This window comes from Pusillimonas sp. T2 (assembly GCF_002236805.1).
Classification (GTDB): Bacteria; Pseudomonadota; Gammaproteobacteria; order Burkholderiales; family Burkholderiaceae_B; genus Neopusillimonas.
Genome location: NZ_NIQA01000004.1, coordinates 215,319 through 233,512, shown reverse-complemented (window position 1 = coordinate 233,512; position 18,194 = coordinate 215,319). Strand labels below are relative to the sequence as shown.

Genomic DNA, 18,194 nt, shown 5'->3' with positions numbered 1-18,194 from the left:
CACTTAGATACTGCGCCGAACCAGCAGTTCTTTGATTTTGCCAATCGCCTTCGAGGGGTTCAGCCCCTTAGGACAGACGTCTGTACAGTTCATGATGGTGTGGCAACGGAACAGACGGTATGGGTCTTCGAGATTGTCGAGACGCTCGGCGGTGGCTTCGTCGCGCGAGTCGGCGATAAAGCGATAGGCCTGAAGCAAGCCAGCGGGACCAACGAACTTGTCGGGGTTCCACCAGAAAGACGGGCACGATGTCGAGCAACATGCGCACAGAATGCACTCGTACAGACCGTCGATTTCTTCACGCGCCTCGGGCGACTGCAAACGCTCGCGCTCGGGCGGCGGTGTGTCGTTGATGAGGAACGGCTTGACCGAATGGTACTGGTTGAAGAACTGGGTCATGTCGACGATCAGGTCGCGCACCACAGGCAAACCAGGCAGCGGACGCAGAACGATAGGCTCGGACAGTTCGCGCAGGTTGGTCGTGCAAGCCAGACCGTTCTTGCCATTGATGTTCATGGCATCGGAACCGCAAACACCCTCGCGGCACGAACGACGGATAGCCAGACTGTCGTCAACATCGTTCTTGATGCGCACCAGCGCGTCGAGCAACATTTTGTCGGTCGGCTGCAGCTCGACTTCGAGCTTTTGCATGTACGGACGCTCGTCCTTGTCAGGATCGTAGCGGTAGATTTCAAACTTAACGATACGTTTTTGGCTCATTTCAGTTCCTGCTTAGAAGGTCCGTGCTTTGGGTGGGAAGCTGTCGACGGTCAGCGGTTTCATTTGAACCGGCTTGTAGTCGAGACGGCCGCCTTCTGAATACCAGAGAGTGTGGCGCAACCAGTTTTCGTCGTCGCGATTGGGGTGATCGTCGAGGGCGTGAGCGCCACGACTTTCGGTACGACTTGCGGCCGACTTGATGGTGGCGCGCGCGACTTCGATCATGTTGGACAATTCAAGGGCTTCGATACGCGCGGTATTGAATACTTTGGACTTGTCTTTGAAGTAGATTTCTTCGACCTGAGGTGCCAGGCTTTCGATGACGTCGACGCCTTTATTGAGCAGTTCGAGGGTACGGAAAACGCCACAGTGCGTTTGCATACCGGTGCGAATTGCGTTGCCCACTTCTTGCGCCTTGACACCCGAAGTGCGGCTTTCGAGCTTGTTGAGGCGGTCGAGGGAGTAATCGACGGACGACTGAGGCAGAGGTTGGTGCGACAGTTGACGCTCGAGGTGCGACTCGACAATGTGCTTGCCGGCGGCGCGACCAAAAACGATGAGGTCGAGCAGCGAGTTTGTACCCAGGCGGTTGGCGCCGTGCACCGAAACAGCCGCACATTCGCCGATGGCATACAAACCGTTAACCACTTTGGTTTCGCCGTTCTTGAAGTCGACAACCTGGCCATGATAGTTAGCCGGAATACCGCCCATTTGATAATGGATGGTGGGCACAACAGGAATAGGCTCTTTGATGGGGTCGACGTTTCCGAACTTGATCGCGATTTCGCGAATGGACGGCAGACGCTTGTTGATGACGTCGGCGCCCAGGTGATCGAGCTTAAGCAGCACGTGGTCACCGTTGGGGCCGCAGCCACGACCTTCTTTGATTTCCTGGTCCATCGAGCGAGAAACGAAATCGCGCGGGGCCAGATCTTTCAGCGTAGGTGCGTAGCGCTCCATAAAGCGCTCGCCATCTTTGTTCAGCAAGATACCGCCCTCGCCGCGCACACCTTCAGTGATGAGTACGCCGGCACCGGCCACGCCGGTGGGGTGGAACTGCCAGAACTCCATGTCTTGCAACGCAATACCCGCACGCGCGGCCATACCCAAACCGTCGCCGGTATTGATGAAGGCGTTGGTGGACGCTGCCCAGATACGGCCTGCACCGCCGGTTGCCAACACTGTTGTCTTGGCTTCAAGGATGTAGACTTCGCCGGTTTCCATTTCGAGTGCAGTAACACCGACGACATCGCCGTCGTCATTGCGCAGCAAATCGAGGGCCATCCATTCGACGAAGAACTGGGTGCGAGCGGAAACGTTACGCTGATACAGCGTATGCAACATGGCGTGACCCGTACGGTCGGCTGCGGCACAGGCGCGCTGAACGGGCTTTTCGCCGAAATTGGCAGTGTGACCACCGAACGGACGCTGATAAATGGTGCCATCGGGGTTACGGTCGAACGGCATACCGAAGTGTTCGAGCTCGTAAACGGCGGACGGCGCTTCACGGCACATGAATTCGATGGCGTCTTGGTCACCCAGCCAGTCAGACCCTTTAACGGTGTCGTACATGTGCCAGTACCAGTTGTCTTCGCTCATGTTACCCAGCGCTGCACTAACGCCACCCTGAGCGGCTACAGTGTGCGAACGGGTAGGAAACACTTTGGACAAGACGGCGACCGACAAGCCCGCCTGCGCCAGTTGCAAAGAGCAACGCATGCCGGCCCCGCCGGCGCCTACGACCACAACATCGAACTTGCGGCGAGGTAAGGAATTTTTGACAGCAGCCACGGCTTATAAACTCCAGAGAACTTTAGCGAAATAAATAATTGAACCCGCAAGCCAGAGCAAGGTCAGCACTTGCAACAGCAGACGAACGCCTGCAGGCTTGACGTAATCCATCCAGATGTCGCGCACACCGATCCAGGCATGCCATGCCAGCGAGAAGAAAGCCAGCGTCGCCAGCAACTGCCCTACCGGGATGACGCCCACGGTGAAGGTGAACAGGTTTTGCCAGCTTTCGAAGCTCATGTCGGAAGTAAACAGAACCCCGAAAAAGAGAACCAGCGTGTAGATCGCCATAATGACGGCCGTGCAACGCTGAACGATGAAGTCAAAGGTGCCGTAGTGCGCACCAACGACCAGGCGCTTTGCGCCTACGCGTTCTTTAGTAGCCATTACCAAACCCCAAACAATTTAAGACCAAAAACCAGTGTTAGCGCTAGGCTGACCCCAAAAACAACGCCGGCGCTTTTTTGAGCAGAGACCTTGTCCATGCCAATATGCAGGTCAAGAATCAGGTAGCGGATGCCAGCACAGAAGTGGTGCAAATAACCCCAGATAAGCGCAAGCAAAATGAGTTTTACGATTGGGTTGGCCACCCAGCCCTGAATAGACGCGAAACTGTCGGGCGACGTGACGCTAAGCGCGAACAGCGGCACCAGAACAAGCGGAAGACAGAGAAACAGCAATGCGCCGCTGACACGGTGCAGAATTGACGATTTTCCCGCCAAGGGAAGACGGTAGCTTAAGATCTGCGGAACGCTGATATTGCGAAACTGCGGACGCGGCTTGGAAGCTGAATCGGACATGATGGCCTCGAGGTTAACAAACAAAATATTGCAAAACGCTATTAGTATTTTCGCCGATTTCCGCAAGGCGGATCAAATCGGTTGAAAAAAACCTAGTTCAGTGAGTTCCGGTAATGGAACCGGTTTGTAACGTATAGCCCGCGACGCAACTCCATGGGGCGATCGCCATACGTAAACGACACCCGCTCGACCTGCAAGAGCGGACTTTCGGGGGCCACCTGCAACAGCTCAGCCTGAGCTGCGGTGGCGGCCACCGCCTTGATTTTTTCTTCGGCCCTAACCATGCTGACCCCGTACTCGGACTCGAAAAAGGCGTACAACGGCCCCCGATAGCGGGTCAGGGACTCGGTGGTAAGCCCTTTGAACACCGAGCCGGGCAACCAGATGTCGTCGAGGATGGTGGGTTCGTCATCGAAAGACAACATGCGCCGGACATTGACTGCACTTTCGGATGACGCCAGATCGAGAAGACGCGCGACATCGGCGGGCGCCTTGACCCGGCGGCAGTCGATAAGTTGACTGTTTGACGCCGAGGGCTGGCCGTCGTCGGGCGTAAGACGTAAAAAACGGAACCGTACCTTGGCTTCGTTGTGGGTCGCCACAAACGTGCCCTTACCCTGACGCCGAATAAGCAGATTGTCGGCTGCGAGTTCGTCGATTGCCTTGCGCACGGTGCCTTGGCTAACATTAAAGCGTGCCGCGAGCTCGAATTCGCTGGGGATGACTTCGCCGGGCTTCCATTCACCCCGATCGAGGCTTTGAAGCAACAAACCTTTAATCTGTTGATACAACGGGCTGTACGCCGCGCCGGCATGGGCACGTTCGGGCACCGCAGAGGTATCTATAGATTGATCGGACATGGTCGACAAAAGTCAGGACGGTTTACTGAGAACGCCCGACATTCTCGCACGGTTCGCGACGAATGTCTAACACTCTTCTGTCTTATATAAGATATAAGATGTTTGACTACACGCACGATTTCAACTAATCTTTTACCTATTAAAATCTGTCCTTACCCTCATCTTTTTCGGAGATCCTTCATGTCCAAACCCGCCATGCGTGTCGCCGTCACCGGCGCTGCCGGTCAAATCGGTTACGCCCTGTTGTTCCGCATCGCCTCGGGCGAAATGTTGGGCAAAGACCAGCCTGTCATCCTGCAGTTGCTCGAAATCCCTGACGAGAAAGCACAAAAAGCACTCAAAGGCGTCATGATGGAACTCGACGACTGCGCGTTCCCCCTGCTGCAAGGCATGACCGCCCACAGCGACCCCCGCGAAGCCTTCAAAGACGCTGACGTTGCCCTGCTCGTTGGTTCGCGTCCTCGCGGCCCAGGCATGGAGCGCAAAGACCTGCTCAAAGTCAACGCCGAGATCTTCAAGGTGCAAGGCAAGGCGCTTAACGACGTCGCCAGCCGTAACGTTAAAGTTTTGGTTGTAGGCAACCCCGCCAACACCAACGCTTACATCGCCATGAAATCGGCCCCCGACCTGCCCGCCAAAAACTTTACCGCCATGCTGCGCCTCGACCACAACCGTGCGTTGTCTCAGTTGGCTGCAAAATCGGGCAAAAAAGTCGCCGACATCGAAAACCTTATCGTTTGGGGCAACCACTCGCCCACGATGTACCCCGATATCCGCTTTGCCACAGCAAACGGCGACAAACTCGCTCAGGTCATCAACGACGACGCCTGGAACCGCGATACATTCATCCCCACCGTCGGCAAGCGCGGCGCAGCCATCATCGAAGCACGAGGCCTGTCTTCGGCCGCTTCTGCAGCTAACGCCGCCATCGACCACGTTCGCGACTGGGTTCTGGGTTCGAACGGCAAATGGGTCACCATGGGCATTCCGTCCGACGGTTCCTACGGCATCCCCGAAGGCATCGTTTACGGCTACCCCGTTACAACACAAAACGGCGAATACACCATCGTTCAAGGCCTGGACATCGACAGCTTCTCGCGCGAACGCATGGACAACACACTTAACGAACTGCTCGAAGAGCGCGACGGCGTCAAAGACCTGCTGTAATCAACTGCGGGTCTGACCACTTCCCGACAGCCCTCGCGCCCTACCCGGCGCCCGGGCTGTCTTTGAATTTTCTCCAACCCTCGACAAAGGGCACGTCACATGCTGGATACTTACCGCCAACACGTTGCCGAGCGCGCCGCGCTGGGCATTCCCCCGCTTCCCCTGTCGGCTCAACAAACCGCCGACCTGATCGAACTGCTGAAGAACCCGCCCGCTGGCGAAGAAGACTACCTGCTCAACCTGATTACCTATCGCGTTCCCGCAGGTGTCGATGACGCAGCCAAAGTCAAGGCATCGTACCTGGCGGCCGTTGCTTTCGGCACCGAAAAGTGCGCACTCATCAGCCCCGAGAAAGCGACAGAACTGCTGGGCACAATGCTGGGCGGCTACAACATCCACCCGCTCATCGAGCTGCTTGACAATGCAGCACTGGCGCCTGTTGCTGCCAACGCACTCAAGCACACGCTGCTGATGTTCGACGCCTTCCACGATGTTCAGGAAAAGGCCGAAAAAGGTAACGCGTTCGCCAAAGAAGTCATGCAAAGCTGGGCCGACGCCGAGTGGTTCACTGCGCGCCCCGAAGTCCCCGAAAGCATGACTGTTACCGTATTCAAGGTATCGGGCGAAACCAACACCGACGATCTGTCGCCGGCACCCGACGCCTGGAGCCGCCCCGACATCCCGCTGCACGCGCTGGCCATGCTCAAGAACCCGCGTCCCGGCATCGAGCCCGACGAACCCGGCAAAGTAGGCCCGGTAAAGTTCCTCGAAAGCCTGAAAGACAAAGGTCATCAAATTGCCTACGTTGGCGATGTGGTGGGTACTGGTTCGTCGCGCAAGTCGGCCACCAACTCGGTTCTTTGGTTCACCGGTCAAGATATCCCGTTTGTACCTAACAAGCGTTTTGGCGGCGTCTGCCTGGGCAGCAAAATTGCTCCTATCTTCTACAACACTATGGAAGATGCCGGCGCACTGCCTATCGAGCTCGACGTTTCGGCCATGAACACCGGTGACGTTGTCGAGCTGCGCCCCTACGAAGGCAAAGCCCTGAAAAACGGCGAAGTCATTGCCGAATTCCAGGTGAAGTCCGACGTCTTGTTTGACGAAGTGCGCGCTGGTGGCCGCATCCCCCTTATCATCGGTCGCGGCCTGACAGCCAAAGCCCGTGAAGCACTCGGCTTGCCTGCTTCCACCCTGTTCCGTCTGCCCAGCAGCCCTGTCGATTCGGGCAAAGGCTTTACGCTGGCCCAGAAGATGGTCGGTCGCGCCTGTGGCTTGCCTGACGGCCAAGGTATTCGCCCCGGCACCTACTGCGAACCCAAAATGACATCGGTCGGTAGCCAGGACACCACTGGCCCGATGACCCGCGACGAGCTCAAAGACCTGGCCTGCCTGGGTTTCTCGGCCGACCTGGTCATGCAGTCGTTCTGCCACACAGCGGCCTACCCCAAGCCTGTCGACGTCAAAACCCACCACGAACTGCCAGACTTCATCAGCACCCGCGGCGGCATTTCGTTGCGCCCTGGCGACGGCATCATCCACTCGTGGTTGAACCGCATGCTGTTGCCTGACACTGTCGGTACCGGCGGCGACTCGCACACACGCTTCCCCATCGGGATCAGCTTCCCCGCAGGCTCCGGTCTGGTCGCCTTTGCCGCTGCCACCGGCGTCATGCCACTCGACATGCCCGAATCGGTACTGGTGCGCTTCAAAGGCAAAATGCAGCCTGGCGTAACCTTGCGTGACCTGGTCAATGCCATTCCGCTGTATGCCATCAAGCAGGGCCTGCTTACCGTCGAGAAAAAGGGCAAGAAAAACATTTTCTCGGGCCGCATCCTCGAAATCGAAGGCTTGCCCGACCTTAAAATCGAACAGGCTTTCGAACTGTCAGACGCATCAGCAGAGCGTTCCGCTGCGGCATGTACCGTGCGCCTGAACAAAGAGCCCATCATCGAGTACATCAACAGCAACATCACCATGTTGAAGTGGATGATCGCCAACGGCTACCAAGACGAACGCACCATCGGCCGCCGCATTAAGGCCATGGAAGCCTGGCTGGCCAACCCCCAGTTGCTCGAACCCGATGCCGACGCCGAGTACGCTGCGGTCATCGACATCGACCTGGCCGATATTCACGAACCTATCGTGGCTTGCCCGAACGACCCCGACGACGTCAAGACGCTGTCCGATGTTTCCGGCACAACCATCGACGAAGTGTTCATCGGCAGCTGCATGACCAACATCGGCCACTTCCGTGCAGCATCCAAGCTGCTGGAAAACAAGCGCGACATTCCGGTCAAGCTGTGGGTTGCCCCCCCAACCAAAATGGATCAGCATCAGCTGACCGAGGAAGGTCACTACGGCGTACTGGGTAGTGCAGGTGCCCGTATGGAAATGCCCGGTTGCTCGCTGTGCATGGGTAACCAGGCTCAGGTTCGCGAAGGCGCAACCGTTATGTCGACCAGCACCCGTAACTTCCCGAACCGTTTGGGCAAAAACTCAAACGTATTCCTGGGTTCGGCCGAGCTGGCCGCCATTTGCTCGCGTCTGGGTCGTATCCCGACCAAAGAAGAGTACCTGGCTGACATGGGCATTCTGGAACAAAACAGCAGCGATATCTATCGCTACATGAACTTCGACCAAATCGAAGAATTCCAGAAAGTCGCTGATACCGTCAAGGTCTGACCCTAACCGGCCCGATCTGCTTGTCCCCCGCGCAGCAATGCGCGGGGGATTTTTACTTCTTGCACGCGTTACACTAGCACCGTCTGAATCTTGTATTGCACCATGTCAACTACACCAAAATCCGGCTCCACCCGCCTGCCTGCCGATGCGCGACGTCTCACGTCTTTGGCCGAAGCCCTGGCGCTGTCGGGCAGCCGCGTCGAAGATTTATTCTGGGAACACCAGATTACCGCGCTGATTTCCAAGATGCTCAAGGGCAAGCCCAATCGGCATATCGAATCTGCGCTCGAGGCACTGGTACCCGACCGCATGGCCGCCTACGAAATCCTGGTCGAAATGGCCGAAACCGGTTCTGAATCCGTACAGCTCGAAGGCCCCGATGGCGCGTATGATGTTTTGCTGTTGTCGGCACCTATCCTGGCATGGACACGTTACCAGTTACCTGTGCCCTCGCCCTTAACCGCCAAAGAATCCGACACCTTGGTCAAAGCCTTGCACGAGAACGTGCTGGCCGAGGGTGCCCGCGTCGCCCTGCTGCCAGAAATCGTCAGCTTCGAGCAAATGCCGCAAACTTTTCAAGATACAGCGCGCTGGACGCAGCAACTCGGCCAGGCCGCCCTGTCGGGCAAAGCGCCTCATCCCGAGGTTCGCCCCATGCCCAACACCGACGGCATGCTGGCCGACGCACGTTTCGTCGTTGCCGCAGTCGCCGTCCCTAAGGGCAATGCGGTGTTTGCCTGGCAAGCCGCCACCGACGACGTAGCCACACATCGAGCAAACTGCCTTCAGCAATGGCAAGAGGCCATCAACCCGGTCATTCAGGCGCGCTACACCGCTTGCACCATCGACTACGTCCAGCCCGACGCCTATTACGTCAACAGTCGCGAGGCCGACCGCCGTATTCGCCCGCTTGCCCTGAAGGCTGCAGTGATATGGCTGCAAAATGCAGCCAATCTCAGGGGCCCCGAACTACAGGCAGCTATTGTCGGGTGCGGCGAATCCATGATCGAAGAATACCGGGTTGGCTTTACCACCCGTCACAGCCAGCAAGTTATTTACGGCTGCGTCTGGCCTATTCTTAGCAAAGAAGAAGCTGCAGGCGCAGCAATCGACAACGGCTCGCCAACTATCCCTGACGAAATCGCTGCGCATCTGGCTGAGGTAGGCGTTACCGAAATCAAGCTCATCAATGGGTTGGCAACCACCGAAATTTGCGAAGACTGCGGCGCGCCGTTTTTTCCCAATGCTCTGGGCGAGATGATGCACCCCGAGCTTCCTGAAGAAACCGACCTCGAGCCGCGCCACTTTCATTGAACACTTGCCAGGCGGTGGCACCCCACGCCACCGCGCTTCGCCAACTTTGCCATGCATTTTGATATTTTCTGCCGGGTTATCGACAACTTCGGTGACATCGGTGTGTGCTGGCGCCTGGCGCGCCAACTGGCCGATGCACCCGACGGGCATCAGGTCACGCTATGGGTAGATGATATTCATCGATTCCAGCGTATCGAGGCCTCGGTTGCCGTCCAGCCTGTTCAATCGCTGACACACAACATCAAGGTGGTTCATTGGACAACCCCTGCGCCACTGCGTGAACCCGGTGACGTAGTCATCGAAGCCTTCAGCTGCGACCCGCCCGAAACTTTTATCGAAGCAATGAAAGCCAAAGGCAGCTTGTGGATTAACCTGGAATACTTAAGCGCCGAAGCCTGGGTCGAATCTTTTCATGCCGTGCCCTCACTGCAATCGAACGGCCTGCGCAAGTTTTTCTTCTATCCAGGGTTCACGTCTAACACGGGCGGCCTGCTGCGAGAACGCGACTTGCTGGCGCAACGTGATGCCTGGCAAGCTGATGCCCGTCAGCGCGCCGCACTATTGGCCGCACTGCAGGTGCCGGCCGATGTCATTGCCGGACTCCAGGCAGGCTGGCGGCAAGCCTTGTTGTTCGGCTATCCGGGCGCGCCCGCAACGGCTCTGATCCATGCGCTCGAGGCTACGCAGTCACCCTGGGTGGTGCTGGTGCCCCAAGGCATGCACCCAAACATCATCAACGTGGCCACGCCCCATGTTCGTGTCGTTGAAATCCCATTTGTAGACCAGGCAGGCTTTGACCGTCTGCTGTGGAGCAGCGACCTGAATTTCGTCAGGGGTGAGGACTCTTTGGTGCGCGCGCTATGGGCGGGCAAACCACTGGTATGGCACATTTACGAACAGGAAGACGACACACACCTGATTAAACTGCAGGCGTGGCTTGCGCAGAGCGGCTACCCCGACGCCGTCGGGCAATTGATGATGGCCTGGAACAAAAAAGAAGACGCTGCCGCAAGACGACACCTGGATGCCGTGCTGCAGTACCCGGCATGGAACGACTGGGTGGCAGCTGCTGCACGCCGAACGGACAGCCTGGCACAACAACCCGACTTAGCCACCAACCTGACGACGTTTTGCGCGAAAAATTGCTAAACACGTTAAAATAGTGGGCTTTGTATTAACGCTTTTGGCCCGGAAGGCCGGCTTTAAGCACACTATTTCCCGGAGTTTTTCTAATGAAAACCGCACAAGAACTGCGCGTAGGTAACGTCGTAATGGTAAGTGGCGAGCCGCTGGTTGTCCAGAAGGCCGAATACAATAAATCGGGCCGTAACTCGGCGGTTGTCAAACTGAAGTTCAAAAACCTGTTGTCAGGTTCGGGCAGCGAATCGGTTTATAAAGCCGACGAAAAATTCGAAATCGTCATGCTCGAGAAAAAAGAATGCACCTATTCGTATTTTGCCGACCCCATGTACGCCTTCATGGACGAAGAGTACAACCAATACGAAGTTGAATCCGACAGCATGGGCGATGCACTGGACTACCTTGAAGAAGGCATGACTGTTGAGGTCGTATTCTACGAAGGCCGTGCGATCTCGGTTGAATTGCCCACTATTATTGTTCGTGAAATCACTTACACCGAACCGGCCGTCAAGGGCGACACATCGGGCAAAGTGCTTAAGCCAGCCAAGATCAATACAGGTAAAGAAATCAGCGTACCGCTGTTTTGCAACATTGGCGACAAAATCGAAATCGATACCCGCACAGGCGAGTACCGCAGCCGCGTGATGTAAAGCACATGTGCTAGCGCAATAAAAAAACGGGCCAAGGCCCGTTTTTTTATTGCATGCGATCGTCGTCGAGGTAATCGGGCACTGGCAAGACCGTTACCCCCTCTTCGGCCAGCGCTTCACGCTCTTCGGGAGTAGCCGTACCCCGAATGGCACGCTCTTCGACCTCGCCATGATGCATCCGCAGGGCCTCTTCGGCAAAACGAGGACCGACGTTTTCGGTATTGCGAATGATGTCGCGCACCTTGTGCATGACCTCGGCTTGCAACGCCGCCAACTGAGACATAGCCGGCGCGGCCAACTCGGCGCTGCGGGCCGGGTGCGATGGCGCGACAGACGCGGCCGTAGAAGCCTCGGCAGGCGGGTTGGGCGCCTGAACGCGTGAGCGCCCACGATTAATACGCGAAGCCGTCAGTTTTTTGGCAACCTGTTTACTGTTGCAAACCGGGCATGTCAAAAGCCCACGCGCCTGTTGTGACTCGTAGTTGTCATCAGAACCAAACCAGCCCTCGAAGACGTGGCCCAGCTCACATTGAAGGTCGAATACTTTAAGTGCCATAGACCCTCATTATAAGCCCTGCAGGCCTTAAAGACGGGGTACTGCCGCCAATAAGCGTTGCGTTTCTGCATGTTTGGGCGACTCGAGCAGCGCCGCCGTCTCACCGATTTCTACGATGCGTCCACCCTGCATAATCGCGATCCGGTCGGACAAGTATTCGACCACCCCAAAATTATGGGTGATGAACAGATAGGCCATATTGAACTCAGCCTGCAAATCTTGCAGTAACTGTATAAGTTGTGCCTGCACAGAGACATCGAGGGCCGAGGTAGGCTCATCGCAGACCAAAACTGCAGGCTCGACAGCCAAAGCACGCGCAATGGCAATGCGCTGACGCTGCCCGCCCGAAAACTCATGTGGATAGCGATTTACCGTGTTTGCCGGCAGACCGACCCTTTCCAGGAGCTGCCCGACGTGGGCACGCCGGTCGGCCGCCGAACGGTCGGGCCTTAACGCGGCCACCCCCTCTTCCAGGATATCGCCCACCAACATGCGGGGGTCGAGCGACGCGTAGGGGTCTTGAAACACAATTTGCAGCCGCCGCCGCATAGCCTTGAGCTTCGCGCCCCCGACATCGAATAACGATTCGCCCTCAAGCAACGCCTGGCCGGTGATGATGGCCTGCTTGTCGAGTAGCCTTAATAACGCCTTGGCCGTCGTTGTCTTGCCGCAGCCCGACTCACCCAACAAGGCCAGCGTCTCTCCCGCACGCAGCTCGAACGAAAGGTCGTCGACAACACGCGTATGCCCTGTAATACGTCTCAAAATACCGCTGCGCTGCGGATAGCTGACGCCTAAATTTTGAACCGACAGCACTACCGGCGCCGAAGCAAGCGCGGACTTGAACGCCGGATGAATCTGGGGCGTGTGCAGGACTTTGGCAGCCTGCGCCGGGTGAGGGGTCGAAGCACTGCCGTCGATGCCTGCAACGAGCGTCGTTGCGTCGACAGATGGCACCAGTGAGTGCCCGCGCTTGGCGAACGAAGGCACTGCGGCCAGCAGGGCACGCGCATAGGGGTGTCGCGGGTCGGCAAAGAACTCGGCAGCCGTGCGGGTTTCGAGAATTTCGCCGGCTCGCATCAAGGCGACATGATCGGCGACGCTTTTCACGATGGCCAGGTCGTGCGTGATCAGCAGAATCCCAAGCCCCATTTCTTTCTGGATATCGGCCAGAAGCCGTAGAATTTGCCCTTGAACCGTTACATCAAGCGCAGTCGTCGGTTCGTCGGCAATCAAGACATCGGGCTCGGCCGCCAGGGCAATCGCAATCATGATGCGCTGCTTCTGCCCCCCCGAAAACTGAAACGGATAATCATCGATACGGCGCTCGGGGTCTGGGATACCCACCTTCGACAGCCAGTAAACGGCACGTTGACGGGCTGCATGACCGCGATATTGTGTGTGTGTATGTAGCGTTTCGAGAATTTGCCGCCCAACAGTCATGACCGGGTTCAAGCTGGTAGAGGGCTCTTGAAACACCATAGCCAAACGCCCACCCCGCACCCGACGCATCTGCGCCTCGGGCAGGGCGTTGAGCTCTTGCTCGCCGACCCACACACGGCCACCCATGACCTGCCCCGCTTCGGGTAGCAGACGCATCAGCGCCAACGCCGTCATGCTTTTTCCGCAACCGGACTCGCCCACTAAGGCAAAGGTCTGGCCTTTGTCGATGGCCAAACTTAATGACCGCACCGCATCATTAACCCCGGCTTCGGACTGCAAACGCACCGACAACGCTTCAACCGTCAGCGCCGGATCTTGAGCCAACTGAACAGTTGTCATCATGAGCGCCCCCCGGAATTCACGAACGCCTTCAACTTGCGCACAGGCTTGAACCGGCGCATACGCGGGTCAAACGCCTGTTGCACGGCATCGGCAAAAATATTGGCAGCAAGCACCAAGGCCAGCATAAACGCAAAGGCGGCCAACAGATTCCACCAAATCATTGGGTCGCGCGACATTTCAAGACGCGACGCATCGATCATCGTACCGAACGACGCCATGCTAGGGTCGACACCGATACCCAGATAAGAAAGAACAGCTTCGTAAAGCACCAACCCCGAGAACTGCAGCACCATCGTAATTAGAACAATATGCATAACATTGGGTAGAAGGTGACGAAACATGATGCGCCAGTGACTGACGCCAAACGCCCGCGCCGCCTGAACGTATTCTAGTTCGCGCAACTTCAGGGCCTCGGCACGAAGCAAACGGCACAAGCCGGCCCAGCCGGTGAGCCCAAGAATCAGGCACAACAAAAACAGTCGCAAGTCGGCCCGCGCCGCTACCGTGGGAAAGGCATCTGGGTTGGTGTCGATATACACCTGCATCATCAGCACGCAGGCAGCAATAAGCAGCACACCGGGAATCGACGTCAGTGTGGTGTAAATGTACTGGATGACGTCGTCGACACGCCCCTTGAAATACCCTGCCGAAAGGCCAAACACCAAGGCCGGCGGCAACATGGACAGCGTCGTCAATGTACCGATAACCAGCGCCGTCCGAATGCTTTTGAGCGCCTGACGCAAAACGTCGTTGCCCGTACGATCGGTGCCCAACACATGGTAGTCAAGGCTTAGAGACACAACCAAACCACACAGCATTAGCAGTATGGCCGTCATGATCCACATCGCTCGCCACGGCAATTGCGTCTGCCCTTGCCACCAGTAATCAAATGCTTGCCTGGCATGACGCCCGCCACGCAACGCGACAAGCGTCAGCAACCCCGCCAGCCCCAACGCAAGGCACAGGCCTACGCCAACCCCAAGCAAACTGCGTTGCAGCACATCGGCTGTATGCCCCGAATCTGACGACAGCGACAGACCCGCATGAACCAGGCGCGGAAAGTCACGCACGGGTTGACCGTCAAGCAACTGAGTCTCTTTGGTAAATTGCCGTATAGCAAGCGGCGCAGAATAAGTCTTTTCGGGCTGCGCCATTTGCGTATACGACAACAGGTCGTCGAGCGCCGACCGAACGACCGGTGAATAGACAACGGCTTGATCGGGCTGGCCGGGTTCGGCGGGCAGCACCGGACGGTAATGAATGGAGTCAAGCAACGCCACCAAGGCAAAACAAAAGAGCACGACGGCCGCACACATAGCTGCTGAAGACTGCCCCACGTTACGCCAGGCCGCACGCAATGCGGCACTGCGCCGCACATGAAAGCCGTAGGCCAGCATTGCCGCAAACAACAGCACGATAAAAACATCGGTGAACAGAAAAACGAATTCCGGCATGGCGTTACTCGAATCGAACCCGGGGATCGACCAGGGTATAAGAAATGTCGGCCAGCAACAGCCCTGCAATATAAAGGGCTGACCCCAGGAAAACCATGGCGCGCACAATTGAAAAGTCTTGCGCGTTGATGGCGTCTATGGTGTAGCTACCCAAGCCCGGAATACCGAAAAAAGATTCGGCAATAAGACTACCCATGAACAACAGCGGAATAGCAGACACCGTCCCCGTCAGGATGGGCAGGGAGGCATTACGCAACACATGGCGAAACAGCACGATGCGTTCGGACAACCCCTTGGCGCGCGCCGTGCGGACGTAGTCCTTGCCGATTTCCTCGAGGAAGAGCGTGCGATAAAAACGGGCCTCGCTGCCCAGGCCAGAAAGAACCGCCACCAACACCGGCAACACCAGAAACCGCAAACTTTCGAGGCCATCGAGATAGCCTGAATAAGGTACCCAACGCAGTACTTTGGCAAACAGCCATTGCCCGGCAATGATGTAGAAGAGCCCCGAAATGGACAACATGACGACGCACAGCACCACGCCCGCAAAATCGAATCGGGTTGCCCTGAAAAACACCAGCAACAGCGCAAAGGCGACACTGGCGATCAGCCCTAGAAAAAAACTGGGCAGCGCCAGAGCAAGACTCGGCCCCATCCGCTGCTTGATCTCGTAGCCTATGTCGCGACCCGCATCCGAAAACCCGAAATCGAACCGAAGCAGCGGTACCGACCTTTCATAGAAAATCGTATCGGTCACCTTATCGATGCCGGCCGCGGCGGGGTTGTAAAACAGCGGCTTGTCGTAACCGCGATCGACTTTCCATTTTTCAACAGCGTCGGCGCTGACGCGCTGCCCGCCAATGGCCAGCCGCGCCATATCGTCAGGCGTATTCACAGCAAAAAACAACACAAAAGTCAGCAGGTTGACGCCAATTAAAACAGCCACGCCGTAAAGCAGACGCCGGATAATATATGCAGTCATTTTGGGTCTCCGAGGGCAGTCGCCTGCTCGCGACGCTTAAGCACGCGCCAAGCTGGCCAAACCCCCAGGGCCAGCACCAACAAACCCAACCAAAGCGGCCACCACACCGGCCGGTTCCATTGCGCAACGCGATCGGCGCGCGTATGCGGGTCAAGCTTCAGGTACTGCAGGGTGTTACGTACCATTTGCGTGGGCTTGGCGTTGGCCACCCAGGCCTGATAAGCCCCGCCCGACATCGGATAAAAGCCAAACATCCAGGGCATGTCCTCTTGGGCTATTTTGATCATTTCTTGTACCAGACGATCTTTCTCAGGGCCGTCGTCAAGAAACCGCATTTGCCGAAAAAGTGCGTCGTAGCGTGGGTTTTGGTAGTTTGAGGCGTTTTCTCCGCCAGTTTTTGCCTTGGCGTTGCCCCCGTAGAGCAAAAACAGAAAGTTCTCGGCATCAGGGTAATCGGCCACCCATCCCCACATGAACATCTGCGCCGTACCTTGCCTCATTTTGTCTTGAAAGCGGTTGTAATCGGTAGCCCGAATTTCCAGCTCGATGTTCAGCGCCTTAAGTTGACGGCGCATCCAGTCGAGGGTGGCATTGGAGCCCATCCCCGCGGACGAATCGAAATACAACACCAGCGGTTCGCCCGTATCGACATGTCGGCCATCGGGGTAGCCGGCCTCGGCCAGTAACCGACGCGCCTCGTCAAGACTGCGGCGAACAGCACGCCCGTCTTCCCAGCGATAAACCTGGCGGTTCAGCCCCTGAGGCAAACCTTCATAACCGGCGATGCCAGGCGGCACTGGGCCATAGGCAACCTCACCCTGGTCGTTCAGAAAAATAGAGATGAATTGTTCCCAGTCAAACGCGATGCTGATGGCCTGCCTCAGCTTTCGGTTCTTTTCTTGCTGTTCGGGGGTATCGCCCTGCCCCACCACCGGATCCAGCCAGTTAAAACCAAGATACGTAATTTGCGCCTCGGTTGAGGCCAACAACTGCAACCCGTGATCGGCATAAAGCGCAGCCTTCTCTGCCGAATCGCTGGCCGCCACCCGCATGGCCACGCCGTAGTTGCCGCCGTCAGCCTCGGGAATGTCGTAATAGCCTTGCAAAAACTTACCCATCAGCGGAACGCTTTCTTTTTCGAGCGAGAACTCGATGCGATCGATAAACGGCGTCATTTGACCGCAGTCGGCCAGCAAGCCGGCTTTTTGATCTTTTGGCGTACCTTCGCACGGGTAGGGCTCACCCCTGAAATTGGGGTTACGCGCCATGACGTGCCGACGATTTTGAATGGACTCAACCAACATATAAGGACCGGTACCGACCGGCCAGGTGTTCAAGGACAAATTATGTTGCGCCATGCCTGGCTGGTGATAGAACCGATCGGCTTCCCAGGGTACCGGCGCCGTAAACGTCATGGCCAGCCAATATTTAAATTGCGGATACTTGCCCTTGACCCGAATTTGCAGCGTGCGGTCATCAAGCGCCTTAACACCGTCAAACCCATGAGCACGCAAATCAAGCCAGGCGCCGTCACCCTGCTCGGCCTTCAAGGCAGCATCTGCCTGTTTCAACCGAGCCGCGTAATCGGTAAGCCCCACTATATGAGACGACAACACGCCAAAAGCCGGCGAGACCACGCGCGGGCTGGCCAAGCGCCGAATCGCGTACACGTAGTCATGCGCCGTCAGTTCACGCGTTGCTGTTACTTCGAAGTCGGTAACGGCGTAGCGGTCTTTCAGACCGTCTGCAGACAATGGCCAATAAAGGTAGCTGCCGTCGGTATCACGCGCAAACGCAGGGTGCGGCTGAAACCTAATGCCCGACTGCAGACTGATGTTGTACACGCTGTAGGCAATAGCCTCGCCTGGGGCGTCGGGAGGCAGCGGCTGATCATTAGCGTCGAAGTACTGCGGGGTGGCAATATCGACTGCCGTACGCGGTATCAGTTCGTAGGGCCGTTTTAGGTAGTGATAGCCATACAAGGGCTCGTAAATCGAATAGGTAAACGGCGTTTCGTCGGTCGAGTAAGAGCTTGCCGGGTCGAGATACTTAGGCGAACGCTGGGAAAACGCCGTATACAAAACGTTTTCAGAAAGTTGCTGTTCGGGATATGGACTATTGACCGGCTGCGGTGAGCAGGCGGTAAGAGCAAGCAGGCCAACCCACAAAACGGCGCGCGTCAGCTTTTTAGGCAACCGCACCAGGGCACGAGCGACCGACAATGCAGGCGGAGCCTGCCTGCGCGAAGCACGCCTCGCGGTTAACATAACGACAATTGCAGGAGAGAAAC

At 57.0% G+C, this 18,194-nt stretch carries 15 protein-coding genes; 5 read left to right on the top strand and 10 right to left on the bottom strand.

The features are described 5' to 3' along the window. Positions 1-3 precede the first annotated feature (3 nt). The 5 genes from PuT2_RS09260 to PuT2_RS09240 all read right to left on the bottom strand — a co-directional run bounded on the left by PuT2_RS09260 (position 4) and on the right by PuT2_RS09240 (position 4,171). Positions 4-720: a succinate dehydrogenase iron-sulfur subunit gene (locus tag PuT2_RS09260; RefSeq protein ID WP_093970749.1), complete on the bottom strand. Its 717-nt coding sequence runs from the start codon at positions 718-720 to the stop codon at positions 4-6. A gap of 12 nt (positions 721-732) precedes the next feature. Continuing rightward, positions 733-2,511 carry a succinate dehydrogenase flavoprotein subunit gene (sdhA, locus tag PuT2_RS09255; RefSeq protein WP_093970748.1) on the bottom strand — a complete coding sequence of 593 codons (1,779 nt, stop codon included), beginning with the start codon at positions 2,509-2,511 and terminating at the stop codon, positions 733-735. A gap of 3 nt (positions 2,512-2,514) precedes the next feature. Beyond that, entirely contained in the window at positions 2,515-2,898 is a 384-nt protein-coding gene (sdhD, locus tag PuT2_RS09250; protein WP_093970747.1) for a succinate dehydrogenase, hydrophobic membrane anchor protein, read from the bottom strand. Beyond that, positions 2,898-3,311: a succinate dehydrogenase, cytochrome b556 subunit gene (sdhC, locus tag PuT2_RS09245; protein ID WP_093970839.1), complete on the bottom strand. Its 414-nt coding sequence runs from the start codon at positions 3,309-3,311 to the stop codon at positions 2,898-2,900. Before sdhC ends, sdhD begins: the two co-directional genes overlap by 1 nt. A gap of 92 nt (positions 3,312-3,403) precedes the next feature. Further along, positions 3,404-4,171, bottom strand: a complete 768-nt coding sequence (locus PuT2_RS09240) for a GntR family transcriptional regulator (protein ID WP_093970746.1) — start codon at positions 4,169-4,171, stop codon at positions 3,404-3,406. Between the two features lie 180 nt (positions 4,172-4,351). Between PuT2_RS09240 and PuT2_RS09235 the strand changes: the two genes are divergently transcribed. From PuT2_RS09235 to efp, 5 genes are all read left to right on the top strand, one after another. Further along, positions 4,352-5,338 carry a malate dehydrogenase gene (locus tag PuT2_RS09235; protein ID WP_093970745.1) on the top strand — a complete coding sequence of 329 codons (987 nt, stop codon included), beginning with the start codon at positions 4,352-4,354 and terminating at the stop codon, positions 5,336-5,338. Between the two features lie 99 nt (positions 5,339-5,437). After that, complete coding sequence (gene acnB / locus PuT2_RS09230; protein ID WP_093970744.1) at positions 5,438-8,023, top strand: bifunctional aconitate hydratase 2/2-methylisocitrate dehydratase; 2,586 nt, start codon at positions 5,438-5,440, stop codon at positions 8,021-8,023. 102 nt (positions 8,024-8,125) lie between these two features. Next, on the top strand, positions 8,126-9,337 hold the full coding sequence (locus PuT2_RS09225; protein WP_093970743.1) for a DUF2863 family protein: 1,212 nt from the start codon (positions 8,126-8,128) through the stop codon (positions 9,335-9,337). A 51-nt stretch (positions 9,338-9,388) separates the two neighbouring features. Further along, positions 9,389-10,486: an elongation factor P maturation arginine rhamnosyltransferase EarP gene (earP, locus tag PuT2_RS09220; RefSeq protein WP_093970742.1), complete on the top strand. Its 1,098-nt coding sequence runs from the start codon at positions 9,389-9,391 to the stop codon at positions 10,484-10,486. 83 nt (positions 10,487-10,569) lie between these two features. After that, positions 10,570-11,127, top strand: coding sequence for an elongation factor P (gene efp, locus PuT2_RS09215; protein WP_093970741.1), 558 nt, complete (start codon positions 10,570-10,572; stop codon positions 11,125-11,127). A gap of 46 nt (positions 11,128-11,173) precedes the next feature. Here the strand turns inward: efp and PuT2_RS09210 are convergent, their stop codons facing one another. Genes PuT2_RS09210 through PuT2_RS09190 form a run of 5 tightly spaced genes read right to left on the bottom strand, consistent with a single transcriptional unit; the run spans position 11,174 to position 18,171 of the window. Further along, entirely contained in the window at positions 11,174-11,683 is a 510-nt protein-coding gene (locus tag PuT2_RS09210) for a DUF1178 family protein (protein ID WP_093970740.1), read from the bottom strand. A gap of 27 nt (positions 11,684-11,710) precedes the next feature. Further along, complete coding sequence (locus PuT2_RS09205; protein WP_254046986.1) at positions 11,711-13,468, bottom strand: ABC transporter ATP-binding protein; 1,758 nt, start codon at positions 13,466-13,468, stop codon at positions 11,711-11,713. Beyond that, positions 13,465-14,922: an ABC transporter permease gene (locus PuT2_RS09200; protein WP_093970739.1), complete on the bottom strand. Its 1,458-nt coding sequence runs from the start codon at positions 14,920-14,922 to the stop codon at positions 13,465-13,467. Before PuT2_RS09200 ends, PuT2_RS09205 begins: the two co-directional genes overlap by 4 nt. A gap of 4 nt (positions 14,923-14,926) precedes the next feature. Beyond that, positions 14,927-15,904 (bottom strand): ABC transporter permease, encoded by a 978-nt coding sequence (locus tag PuT2_RS09195; protein WP_093970738.1) that lies wholly within the window; start codon positions 15,902-15,904, stop codon positions 14,927-14,929. Next, the gene (locus tag PuT2_RS09190) at positions 15,901-18,171 is read right to left on the bottom strand and encodes an ABC transporter substrate-binding protein (protein WP_093970737.1); all 2,271 of its coding nucleotides are present in this window, start codon (positions 18,169-18,171) and stop codon (positions 15,901-15,903) included. The genes PuT2_RS09195 and PuT2_RS09190 overlap by 4 nt, the downstream gene beginning before the upstream one ends. Positions 18,172-18,194 lie beyond the last annotated feature (23 nt).